The following is a 12,261-nucleotide window of genomic DNA, read 5'->3' as shown; positions in this document are numbered from 1 at the left end:
CCGATGGTCACGTACGCCGCTGTCCCTCTGTGCAAGGAGCACCCCGTGAAGACCCGCCGCACCCTCGTCACCGCCGTCGCCGCCCTCACCGCCTCCGCCCTGCTCGGCGGCTGCGGCGACGGCGATGTCCAGGAGACGGTGGGCTCCAAGAACCGGAAGAACGCCATCAACATCGGCCCCGACCAGCACCGCATCAGAGGCAAGAAGGTCGAGTCGATCGCGGCCAAGGTGCCGGCCGCGATCCGCGAGCGCGGCACCCTGCGCATCGGCGGCAGCGCCGACGCCGCCGCCCCGCTCGGCTTCTACGCGACCGACGACAAGACCCGGATCGGCTCGGAGATCGACATCGCCACGCTGGTCGCCGACACCCTCGGGCTCAAGGTCGACTTCCAGGCGGTCTCCTGGGAGAACCTCTTCGTGGGCCTCGACAGCTCCAAGTTCGACGCCGTCTTCTCCAATGTGACGGTCACCGAGGAGCGCAAGGAGAAGTACGACTTCGCCACCTACCGGCTGGACGACCTCGCCTTCGAGGCCAAGAAGGGCACGTCGTGGCGGGTCAGGGGCCCGAAGGACGTGGCGGGCAAGACCATCTCGGTCTCCTCCGGCACCAACCAGGAGAAGATCCTGGTCGACTGGAGCAAGGAGAACGAGAAGGCGGGCCGCAAGCCCGTGGACATCAAGTACTTCCAGAAGGACACCGACTACTACCTCGCCCTCCAGTCCGGCCGTATCGACGCCTACTTCGGCCCCCACCCCACCTCCGCCTACCACGTCGCCTCGACCGGCCAGACCCAGATCATCGGCCGCTTCTCGGGCGGCGGCGACCAGGTGCAGGGCAAGATCGCGGCCACCACCAAGAAGGGCAGCGGGCTGGTCGACGCCTACGCCGCGGCCATCGACCACGTGATCGAGGACGGTTCGTACGCCAAGGTTCTGAAGCGGTGGGGGCTCTCCAGTGAGGCGGTGAAGCAGTCCGAGATCAACCCGCCCGGTCTGCCCAAGCCGTGACCCCCGCCCCCGACCGAGGAAGGCCCTGACCATGGCCGTACCGACCGGCACCCTGCACCTGGCTGCCGCCATCGACGGCGACGGGCAGTACCAGGCGCCGTACTACGTGGACCTCGCCCGCCTCGCCGAGCGCGGCACACTCGACTTCGTCACCCTGGACGACACCTTCGGCCCGCCGGGGCCGGGCCGCGGCAGGCTGGACGCGCTCGCCGTGCTCTCGCGTGTCGCACCCGCCACCGGGCGGATCGGGCTGGTCCCGACCGTCACCACCACCCACACCGAACCGTTCCACGTCTCCTCCGCCGTGGCCACCCTGGACTGGGTGAGCCGCGGCCGGGCGGGCTGGCGGGTCGAGGTGTCGTCCACGGAGGCGGAGGCGCGGCTGGTGGGCCGCCGCCCGGCCGCCCCCGCCGGGGAGCTGTGGGCCGAGGCGGGGGAGGTCGCCGATGTGGCGGCCCGGCTGTGGGACAGCTGGGAGGACGACGCGGAGATCCGCGACACCGCCACCGGCCGCTTCATCGACCGCGACAAACTGCACTACGTGGACTTCGAGTCGCCCCGCTTCACGGTGCGCGGCCCCGCCATCGTGCCCCGGCCCCCGCAGGGCCACCCGGTCGTGGCCGTCGCCGCCACCGACCCGGTGACCTGGGAGACCGCGGCCCGGCACGCCGACGTGGTGTACGTCCACGCCACCTCCCCGGAGGAGGCGGGCCGCCTCCGCGACCAGCTGCGGAGCCGGGCGGTGGGGTACGGCCGGGAGGCCGGCGCGCTCACCGTGCTCGCCGCCGTCGCCGTGGACCTGGCCGACGGGGAGGGCGCGGCCGGGCGCTCCCCGGCCGACGCCCCGCTGGTGCGGCCGCCCGCGACGGCCGGTGGACCGCCGCTGTACCGCGGGGGACCGGTCGACCTCGCCGAGCTGATCACCGGATGGCATACCGCCGACGCCGTGGACGGCTTCCACATCACCCCCGTCGCCCCGCGCCATGACCTGGAGCGTTTCGTCAACGGCAGTGTGGCGCTGCTCCAGCACCGAGGGCTCTTCCGCACCTTCTATCCCGGTGCGACGCTCCGCGACCACCTGGGGCTGTCCCGCCCGGCCAACCGCTACGCCCTGGAGAGGGAGGCCGCCCGATGAGCCGGCAGCGCAAGCGGATCCATCTCGCCGCCCACTTCCCCGGGGTCAACAACACCACGGTCTGGGCCGATCCCCGGTCCAGGAGCCAGATCGACTTCTCCTCCTTCGAACATCTCGCGCGCACCGCCGAGCGCGGCCTGTTCGACTTCTTCTTCCTCGCCGAGGGGCTGCGGCTGCGCGAGCACAACGGCCGCATCCACGACCTCGACGTGGTCGGCAGGCCCGAGTCGATCACCGTGCTGAACGCGCTCGCGGCCGTCACCGAACGGCTGGGGCTGGCCGCCACCGTCAACACCACGTTCAACGAACCCTATGAGCTGGCCCGCCGGTTCGCCTCCCTGGACCACCTCAGCGGAGGCCGCGCCGCCTGGAACGTGGTCACCTCCTCCGACGCCTTCACCGGCGAGAACTTCCGGCGCGGCGGTTTCCTGGACCGGGCCGACCGCTACACCCGGGCCGCCGAGTTCGTCGCCGTCGCCCGCGAACTGTGGGACTCCCAGGGGACGAAGGGCACCCCGGACGGCACGCCGGACGGCCTGCGGGGTGGCACGCCGGGTGGTACGCCCCGCGCGTTCGCCCACACCGGCCGGCACTTCACCCTCGAGGGCGAGTTCGGCCTGCCGCGCTCACCGCAGGGCCATCCGGTGGTGATCCAGGCCGGGGACTCCGACGAGGGGCGGGAGTTCGCCGCCTCCACCGCCGACGTCATCTTCACCCGGCACGGCTCACTGGAGGCGGGGCGCGCCTTCTACGCCGACGTCAAGCGGCGGCTCGCGCGGTACGGGCGCGCCCCGGAGGAACTGAAGATCATGCCCGGGGTGACCCTGGTCCTCGGCGACACCGCGGCCGAGGCCCGGGAGAAGGCCGCCGAGATCCGGCGGCAGCAGGTCTCGCCCCAGACCGCGCTGCTCACCCTGGAGCAGATCTGGGGCGTGGACCTGTCCGGCTACGACCCCGACGGGCCGCTTCCGGACATCGACCCGGACCCCGACGCCCAGCTGGCCCAGGGCCGGGTGCGGCATGGTGACCCGCTGGCCGTCGCCGCCAAGTGGCGGGCGCTGGCGGAGGAGAAAGGGCTGTCCATCCGGCAGACCGTCATCGAGGCGACCGGGCGGCAGTCGTTCATCGGCACCCCGGAGGCGGTCGCCGCCGAGATGGCCGAATACGTCGCCGCGGACGCCGCCGACGGCTTCATCCTCGTACCGCATCTGACCCCCGGCGGGCTCGACGACTTCGTGGACCGGGTGGTGCCGCTGCTCCAGGAGCGCGGGGCGTTCCGCACCGCGTACACCGGTCCGACACTCCGCGACCACCTGGGACTTCCCTATCCGGGGGAGCGGCGGGAGGGGGACTGAGCGGCCCCGGGACCGGGATGGCCGAAGGGGTGTGATCCGCCCGCGCCACAACGGAACCTGATCGCCCGCGCATCCGTCTCATGGGATACCCCAAGGGGATGGGAGCACAAGCCCCGGCGGCCTGAACCCGCCGGGGCTATGTGGCGTGTGCCAGGCGGCTGTTCCGAATTGTCCTCTTGCGCGGTGCGCCCATGGCCACGAATACTTCCGGAAGCGCTTGTCAGGGGCACGTCGAATGGGACTATTCGGCGTGCTCTCTGACTGCGCCTCACGGGCCTGCCCACTCGAGCGGACCCCCGATTCCCACGGAGGAAGAGTTGAGGATCAAGCGCAACGCCCCCCACGGTAAGCAGGCGAGACGCATCGCCCTGATCGCCGCGACCTCCGCCCTGGTGGCCGGAACGGCGCTCGCCGCCCCCGCCGCCTACGCCGGAAGCGACAACGCCCGCACCTTCAGCGCGGCGGAGGCCAAGTCGGCGAGCAACGCCGTCCTGGAGGCCGATGTCGCGGGCACCGCCTGGTATGTCGACAAGGCGACCAACAAGCTTGTCGTCACCGCCGACAGCACGGTGTCCCAGAGCGAGATAGCCAAGATCAAGAACACCGCCGGTGCGAGCGCCGACGCGATCGAGGTCCAGCGGACCCCCGGCAAGATCCAGAAGCTGATCTCGGGCGGCGACGCGATCTACGCGAGTAGCTGGCGCTGCTCCCTCGGCTTCAACGTGCGCAGCAGCAGTGGCACCAACTACTTCGTCACCGCCGGTCACTGCACCGACGGTGCGGGCACCTGGTGGTCGAACTCCAGCCACACCTCCACGATCGGCCCGACGGCCGGCTCCAGCTTCCCGACCAACGACTACGGTCTGGTCCAGTACAGCGGCTCGGTGTCCCCCTCCGGCACCGTCGGCAGCCAGGACATCACCTCCGCCGCCAACCCGACCGTGGGCCAGACGGTCACCCGGCGCGGCAGCACCACCGGCATCCACAGCGGCCGGGTCACCGCGCTGAACGCCACGGTCAACTACGGCGGCGGTGACATCGTCTACGGCATGATCCAGACCACGGTCTGCGCCGAGCCCGGCGACAGCGGCGGCCCGCTCTACGCCGGCACCACCGCCCTCGGCCTCACCTCCGGCGGCAGCGGCGACTGCACCTCCGGTGGCACCACGTTCTTCCAGCCGGTCGTCGAGGCGCTGAACGCGTACGGCGTGAGCGTGTACTGATCGGCGCCCGTTCGCTGATCGGCTGATCGGCGCCGTATCGCCGAATCGTCGCCGAATCATCGCCGGCTGAGCAGCCTGCTGAGAAGCCCCCGTCCGGGCCACCGGGCGGGGGCTTTCCGCGGCTCTCCCCCCTGTCCGACCGGCGGACTATCGTGGACATCAGTACCCCATACGGGGCATTGTTCGCGATACGGACGGCAGGTGGCCGTGATGGTGGACGCGCTCGTGACATTGGTAGTGGTACTGGCTTGCCTCGGCGTCCTGGGCGTGCTGGCCGCGGCCCGGGTGGTCAAGCAGTACGAGCGGGGGGTGGTCTTCCGGCTCGGGAGGCTGCGCTCGGATATCCGGGGGCCGGGTTTCACCATGATCGCCCCGTTCGTCGACCGGCTCTACAAGGTCAATATGCAGATCGTGACGATGCCCGTGCCCGCCCAGGAGGGCATCACCCGGGACAACGTGACGGTGCGGGTCGACGCCGTCGTCTACTTCAAGGTCGTGGACCCGGCCGACGCGCTCGTCGCGGTCGAGGACTACCGCTTCGCCGTCTCCCAGATGGCCCAGACCTCGCTGCGGTCGATCATCGGAAAGAGCGATCTGGACGATCTGCTCTCCAACCGCGAGAAGCTCAACCAGGGCCTTGAGCTCATGATCGACAGCCCGGCCGTCGGTTGGGGCGTCCATATCGACCGGGTGGAGATCAAGGACGTGTCGCTGCCGGAGACCATGAAGCGGTCGATGGCCCGCCAGGCGGAGGCCGACCGGGAGCGCCGCGCCCGGGTCATCAACGCGGACGCGGAGCTCCAGGCGTCGAAGAAGCTGGCCGAGGCCGCCTCGCAGATGGCCGACACCCCCTCGGCCCTCCAGCTGCGGCTGCTCCAGACCGTGATGGCGGTCGCCGCCGAGAAGAACTCCACGCTGGTGCTGCCCATCCCGGTCGAGCTGCTGCGCTTCCTGGAAAAGGGACAGCAGGAGCTCCCGGAGGGGGCGGCCCGGACGGACGGCGGCGTGGCGGGCGGTGCGGCGGGCGGCGCCCCGGCCGCCGCTCCGGAGCGGGAGGCCGCACCCGCCCAGTCCGCGCAGTCCGCCCGGCCGGCGATGCCGAGGATCACCGAGCGCGAGCCGGAACCGGAGGCGCATACCGTGGACCGGTGAGCCGCGAGAGGGGGCCGTGAGGAGCGCCCCGCCGGGAGTGAGGAGCTGCCGGCGGGGCGCTGAGCTGGGGAGATCCGCGAGGTGTGACGTTCCGTTCGGATGCGCCTGATCGGGCCCGTACACCCATGAGGTGTGCGGGCCCCGGCATGTCCGGACTCGGGGCCGCAGGGTACATTTCACGCCCATGAGGTGAACGCCCCCTTGTGCGCGCCCGGTCGTGATGGGAATACTCGACGGCGCAATTTGGCATGAACGCGCCCCGCGTGGGGAGAAGCGGCATGTCGTTACGCCCTCCGGGCCCTGGCACCCCACTGCCGACGGCCCAACCCCCCACTGGAAGGCAGAGAGTTGAAGCACCGCCGCATACCGAAGCGTCGTGTCGCCATTGCCGGAGCCGGCATAGCGGCCCTGGTCGCCACGGGGATCACCCTCCAGAGCGCCAACGCCGCGCCCGGTGAGGCCCAGCCGGAGACCCTCTCGGTCACCGCCGCCGGAAAGCTCGCCCACACCCTCACCGCCACGCTCAAGAGCGACACGGCGGGCTCGTACTACGACGCCAAGGCCAAGAAGCTCGTCGTCAACGTGGTCGACGAGACCGCCGTGGACCGGGTCCGGGAGGCCGGAGCCGAGGCCAAGCTGGTCAAGTACACCCTGGCCGAGCTGGGCAAGGCGCGTCAGACGCTGAAGGACAAGGCCACCATTCCGGGCACCTCGTGGTCGGTGGACCCCAGAAGCAACAAGGTCGTCGTCACCGCGGACAGCACCGTCAAGGGCGACCGGCTGAGCGCGCTTCAGAAGGTCACCGACGCGCTCGGCGACAAGGTCGAGGTGAAGCGCTCGGCCGGGAAGTTCTCCACCTTCATCGCGGGTGGCGACGCCATCTGGGGCGACGGCGGACGCTGCTCGCTCGGCTTCAACGTCGTCAAGGACGGCGAGCCGTACTTCCTGACCGCCGGTCACTGCACCGAGGCCATCAGCAGCTGGTCGGACTCGCAGGGCGGCGGCGAGATCGGGACCAACGCGGGCAGCGAGTTCCCCGGCAACGACTACGGGCTGGTCAAGTACACCGCGGACACCGACCACCCGAGCGAGGTCGACCTCTACAACGGCAGCACCCAGGCCATCAGCAAGGCCGGTGACGCCACGGTCGGTCAGACGGTGACGCGCAGCGGCTCCACCACCCAGGTGCACGACGGCGAGGTCACCGGCCTCGACGCGACCGTCAACTACCAGGAGGGGTCGGTCTCCGGGCTGATCCAGACCAACGTCTGCGCCGAGCCCGGCGACAGCGGCGGCGCGCTCTTCTCGGGCGACACGGCGCTGGGCCTGACCTCCGGCGGCAGCGGTGACTGCTCCTCGGGCGGCGAGACCTTCTTCCAGCCGGTGCCGGAGGCGCTCCAGGCGTTCGGCGCCGAGATCGGCTGAAGGGCCGGGTAGAGCGGTACGAACAGAACATCAGCAGGCCCCCGGAACCCGTGGAGGGTGTCCGGGGGCCTGTTCTGTGGTGCGGCCGGCCGGAACTCGCCTGGGCTCAGCCGGTCGGACGGGCTCAGCCGGTCAGAACTCGAAGATCACCGTCGGGGCCGCGTTCTTGAAGCAGTTGTTCGCGAAGGTGTGCGCGTACGACACCCGGCGGCCGTCCCAGACCCCCTCGGCGGTGACGGTGACCGGACGCCACTCCTTGGTGCACACCCGGCCGGGCTCCGCCCCGGTCCGCAGCCGGCCCAACGTGCCGTTCACGGAACGGAGTTCGGCACATGCCTGGGCGGGGGCCGGGTGGGTGCCGCTGGGGGTGGGGCGACAGCTCAGCGTGACCGCCCGCTGGACCCTGGCCGTGGCCGCGTCGGCCCCGTAGCCGACGGTGAGGACCAGGGCGGAGGGAGGGTACAGGCTCTTCGGCTTGACGGGCTCGGCGTTCGCCGTGCCGCTCGTGCCGATCCCCAGCACGGCGCTCACGGTCAGAGCGGCTCCCAGCCCGATCGCCCCAGTGGTCTTCCGCATGTCGAACACTCCCTTGCTCATGGTTGCAGATACCGGACGGAGCCTTACGCGGTACGCGTCAAGAGCGCACGCCAATCGAGCACTTCCGGTCGCTACACGTAGTCGTTCGGTGGCTTATTGTCGCGTGCGGCGGATGTTTCGATGCGGAACGCCGCGCGCCGCCCCGGCGAGGCTGTCGCGTCCCGGCTCCGCCGCTTCCGAAGGCGACACGCGGAACTTGGTGTCGTTTTATGTGCTTATGGTGGATGAAGAAGGCCGCCGAACCAACTCGTACTCCTGTTCGAGAATGGGGTTATGGTGGGGCGTGGGACAAGCAGGGTCGGGCAGGGGGTGCGAGCAGCGGGAGGTGTGGATGCCGGGCTTTACGCATCTGCACACCGCGTCCGGGTTCTCCATGCGGTACGGGGCCGCGCACCCGGAGCGGCTGGCGCAGCGCGCCGCCGAGCGTGGCATGGACGCGGTCGCGCTGACCGACCGCGACAGCCTCGCCGGGGCGGTGCGGTTCGCCAGGGCGTGTGAGCGTGCGGGGGTGCGGCCGCTCTTCGGGGTGGACCTCGCCGTACGGATGGAGGCCCCGGAGCCGGGGCGTACCGCCCGGCGCCGGACGCCGGTGCGCGGCGGGGCGTTCATCGACGAGTCCGCGCCCCGGGTGGTCTTCCTCGCCCGGGACGGCGCGGCGGGCTGGGCCGCGCTGTGCGGGCTGGTCTCCGCCGCCCATGCGGGGCTCGCCCACCCCGGGACCGCCCGGACCAACGGTGCCGGGCCGCCCCTGCTGCACTGGCGCGATCTGGTGGGCGCCGCCGGCGCGCTCGCCCCGCTGACCGTGCTGCTCGGCCCGGATTCCGACGTCGGCCGGGCCCTGGCCGCCGGACGCCCCGACCGGGCCGAGCAGCTGATCACCCCCTGGCGGGAACTCTTCGGTGACGCGCTGCGGCTGGAAGCCGTCTGGCACGGCCGCGCCGGCACCGGCCCGGGTTCGCTGCGGCTCGCCGCCCGTACCGTCGGATTCGCCGCAGAACAGGGCATACCGGCCGTGCTGAGCAACGCCGTCCGCTATGCGGACCCGGGGGAGGGGCCGGTCGCCGATGTCCTGGACGCGGCCCGCCGGCTCGTTCCCATCGACCCGCGCGACCCCGGCGCGCTCGACAGCGGTGAGCGCTGGCTCAAGGGCCCCCGGGACATGGCGAAGGCGGCCGAGCGGATCGTGGCGGCGGCCGGGATGCGGCGGGATGCCGCGTACCGGCTGCTGGAGGAGACCCGGCGCACCGCCGCCGGGTGTCTGGTCGATCCCGAGGGCCACATCGGCCTGGGCAGCGTCCACTTCCCCGAGCCCCGTCTGGTCGGGGCCGGGCGGCGGAGCGCCGAGCGGGTGCTGCGGTCGCGCTGCGCCGCCGCCATGGTGCTGCGGGGGTACGACCGCGACCGGGCGCGCTGGGAGCGGCTGGAGGACGAGCTGCGCACCATCGAACGGCTCGGTTTCGCCTCGTACTTCCTCACCGTCGCGCAGGTCGTGGACGACACCCGTGCGCTCGGCATCCGGGTGGCCGCCCGTGGCTCCGGCGCCGGGTCGTTCGTCAACCATCTGCTGGGCATCGCCCACGCCGACCCCGTCGCCAACGGCCTGCTGATGGAGCGCTTCCTGTCGGTGCGGCGGGCCGCGCTGCCCGATATCGACATCGATGTGGAGTCCGCGCGGCGGCTCGACGTCTATCGCGCGATCTTCGAGCGGTTCGGGGCGGAGCGGGTCGCGACCGTCTCGATGCCGGAGACCTACCGGGTGCGCCATGCCGTACGGGACGTGGGCGCGGCGCTCGGCATGGACCCGGCCGAGGTGGACCGGCTGGCCAAGTCCTTCCCGCACATCCGCGCCCGGGATGCCCGCGCGGCGCTGGAGGAACTGCCCGAGCTGCGGGCGCTCCGCGAGGCGACCGCGGGACAGGAACGTTTCAGCAGGTTCTGGGGACTGGTCGAGGCGCTCGACGGGCTGCCCCGTGGCATCGCCATGCACCCCTGCGGAGTGCTGCTCTCGGACGCCGGGCTGCCGGCCCGTACCCCCATCGTGCCGACCAGCGGCGAGGGCTTTCCCATGTCGCAGTTCGACAAGGACGACGTGGAGGAGCTCGGACTGCTCAAGCTCGATGTCCTCGGTGTGCGGATGCAGTCCGCGATGGCGCACGCGGTCGCGGAGATCCGCCGGACCACCGGGCGGGACGTGGATCTCGACGACCCCGGTCAGGTCCGGCCCGGCGATCCGGCCACCTACGACCTGATCCGCTCCACCGAGACGCTCGGCTGCTTCCAGATCGAATCGCCCGGTCAGCGTGATCTCCTGGGCCGGCTCCAGCCCACCTCCTTCCACGACCTCGTGGTCGACATATCGCTTTTCCGGCCGGGTCCGGTGGCCGCCGACATGGTCCGGCCCTTCATCGACGCCCGGCACGGCCGCAAACCCGCGCGCTATCCGCATCCGGACCTGGCGGACGCGCTGCGCGAGACCTACGGGGTCGTGGTCTTCCACGAGCAGATCATCAAGATCGTGTCGATCATGACCGGTTGCGAACGGGACCTCGCCGACGAGGCGCGGCGCGCGCTGTCCGACCCCGAGCGGCAGGGGCGGGTGCGGTCCTGGTTCCACGCGGAGGCGGAGAAACGGGGCTATGCGCCGGAGGTACGGGAGCGCACCTGGGAGATCGTCGAGGCGTTCGGCTCGTACGGCTTCTGCAAGGCGCACGCCGTCGCCTTCGCGGTCCCGACGTACCAGTCCGCATGGCTCAAGGCGCACCATCCGGCCGCCTTCTACGCCGGGCTGCTCACCCATGACCCCGGGATGTACCCGAAGCGGCTGCTGCTGGCGGACGCGCGGCGGCGCGGGGTGCCGATCCTGCCGTTGGACGTGAACCGGTCGGGGGCCGCCTATCGAATCGAACTGACGTCTGGCGGTTCTCATGACAGCCGTAATAAAGAGGACGCCAATGATGAGGGCGGTCATGAGGGCGGTCATGGGGACGGTCATGAAGACGGTCATGAGGGCGTCGGGATCCGGCTGGCGCTGAGCGACGTCCACGGCATCAGCGAGGCCGAGACCGAGCGGATCGTGGCCGGACAGCCGTACTCCTCGCTCCAGGACCTGTGGCTGCGCGCCCACCCCGGGCGGCCGGTCGCCGAACGGCTGGCCCAGGTCGGCGCGTTGGACGCGTTCGGCGCGAGCCGCCGCGACCTGCTGCTACAGATCGCCGAACTGCACCGCCAGCAGCGGGGCGCCGCCGCCCGGCACAACGCCGAGGGCCAGCTTCCGCTGGCCGAAACCGGCCCCGCCGCCCCCGCCGGCCTCCCCGACCTCGACGCGGACGAACGCCTCGGCGCCGAACTCGGCATCCTCGGCATGGACGTCTCCCGCCATCTGATGGGCGACCACCGGGACTTCCTGGAGGAGCTGGGCGCGATCCCCGCGAAGCGGCTGCGCGACGCGCCGCACGGGGAGACGGTGCTCGTCGCCGGCGCCAAGGCCGCCACCCAGACCCCGCCGATCCGCTCGGGACGCCGGGTCATCTTCATCACGCTCGACGACGGTACGGGGCTGGTCGACTGCGCCTTCTTCGACGACAGCCACGCGGCCTGCGCGCACACCGTCTTCCACTCCTGGCTGCTGCTCGTGCGCGGGGTGGTCCAGCGGCGCGGCCCGCGCAGCCTCAGCGTCGTCGGCTCGGCCGTGTGGAACCTCGCCGAACTGGCCCGGCTCAGGAAGGAGGGCGGCCTCGAGGCGGTCGCCGCCGAACTGGCCGGGGCGGGCCCGGAGACGGCCGGGGCGGACTCCGGCTCCGACCGCCGCATCGAGATGCCCACCGGCTACGCCATGCACCCCTGGGCCGACCTCCGGCCGGCGGGCGACCAGGCCGCGACCGGCCGCAAGCTGTGGCACGCGAGTCCGGGGAGCGCGGGATGAACGCCCCGAAGGGGCGGCAGCCCCGCCGTACGTCCGCCGCCACGTCGCCCGTGCTGCGGGTCGGGCCGTGCCAGGGCGGGCCCGCGCTCGGGGCCGGTGGTGGTGCGGTCCCGTCCGCCATGTCCCTGGTCGGCGTCGTCCCGCTCGGCGTCCGGGCCACCGCACCCCCACCGGCGTCGGCCGGACCACTCGCACCCGGGGCGCGGGGCGGGGCCGGGCCGGGGGAGCGCATGCGTCTGGATGGCGCGGTGCCCCGGGGCGGGGCGGAGGCCGGCCATGCGGCCGATGCCCGCCCGCCCGCGCCGAGCCAGTCGTCGGTCGTGGCGGGGGAGGGCGCCCCCGGCGGTACGGGTGCGGTCTCCTCGGCCGCCCCCGTCGCGCGCCCGGCCGACCCCTCGGCCGGTGCCGCCGCACCCGGGGGGCCCGCTGACGGTGCGGCGGCGG

General features: G+C 72.2%; 8 protein-coding genes. 7 read left to right on the top strand and 1 reads right to left on the bottom strand.

Annotated features, from left to right (window positions below):
- Window positions 1–45 precede the first annotated feature (45 nt).
- The 6 genes from N6H00_RS09560 (at window position 46) to N6H00_RS09535 (ending at window position 7,298) form a co-directional block, all read left to right on the top strand.
- Window positions 46–1,008 carry an ABC transporter substrate-binding protein gene (locus N6H00_RS09560; RefSeq protein ID WP_268971165.1) on the top strand — a complete coding sequence of 321 codons (963 nt, stop codon included), beginning with the start codon at window positions 46–48 and terminating at the stop codon, window positions 1,006–1,008.
- A 31-nt stretch (window positions 1,009–1,039) separates the two neighbouring features.
- Entirely contained in the window at window positions 1,040–2,143 is a 1,104-nt protein-coding gene (locus N6H00_RS09555; RefSeq protein WP_268971164.1) for an LLM class flavin-dependent oxidoreductase, read from the top strand.
- Window positions 2,140–3,498: an NtaA/DmoA family FMN-dependent monooxygenase gene (locus N6H00_RS09550; protein ID WP_268971163.1), complete on the top strand. Its 1,359-nt coding sequence runs from the start codon at window positions 2,140–2,142 to the stop codon at window positions 3,496–3,498. Before N6H00_RS09555 ends, N6H00_RS09550 begins: the two co-directional genes overlap by 4 nt.
- Before the next feature lie 317 nt (window positions 3,499–3,815).
- Window positions 3,816–4,721, top strand: coding sequence for a S1 family peptidase (locus N6H00_RS09545; RefSeq protein ID WP_268971162.1), 906 nt, complete (start codon window positions 3,816–3,818; stop codon window positions 4,719–4,721).
- A gap of 210 nt (window positions 4,722–4,931) precedes the next feature.
- Window positions 4,932–5,873, top strand: coding sequence for a slipin family protein (locus tag N6H00_RS09540; RefSeq protein ID WP_268971161.1), 942 nt, complete (start codon window positions 4,932–4,934; stop codon window positions 5,871–5,873).
- A gap of 348 nt (window positions 5,874–6,221) precedes the next feature.
- Window positions 6,222–7,298: a S1 family peptidase gene (locus tag N6H00_RS09535; RefSeq protein WP_268971160.1), complete on the top strand. Its 1,077-nt coding sequence runs from the start codon at window positions 6,222–6,224 to the stop codon at window positions 7,296–7,298.
- Between the two features lie 132 nt (window positions 7,299–7,430).
- On the opposite strand, the gene N6H00_RS09530 is transcribed toward N6H00_RS09535, so the two are convergent.
- Window positions 7,431–7,874, bottom strand: a complete 444-nt coding sequence (locus N6H00_RS09530; protein WP_268971159.1) for a subtilase-type protease inhibitor — start codon at window positions 7,872–7,874, stop codon at window positions 7,431–7,433.
- A 352-nt stretch (window positions 7,875–8,226) separates the two neighbouring features.
- On the opposite strand from N6H00_RS09530, the gene N6H00_RS09525 reads away from it, so the two are divergent.
- A complete protein-coding gene (locus tag N6H00_RS09525) occupies window positions 8,227–11,817 on the top strand; it encodes a DNA polymerase III subunit alpha (RefSeq protein ID WP_268971158.1) in 3,591 nt (1,196 codons plus the stop codon).
- The last annotated feature ends 444 nt before the right edge of the window (window positions 11,818–12,261 follow it).

Origin of the sequence: Streptomyces sp. S465 (assembly GCF_026898115.1) — a bacterium.
Classification (GTDB): Bacteria; Actinomycetota; Actinomycetes; order Streptomycetales; family Streptomycetaceae; genus Streptomyces; species Streptomyces luomodiensis.
This window is presented reverse-complemented; position numbering and strand designations above follow the sequence as displayed.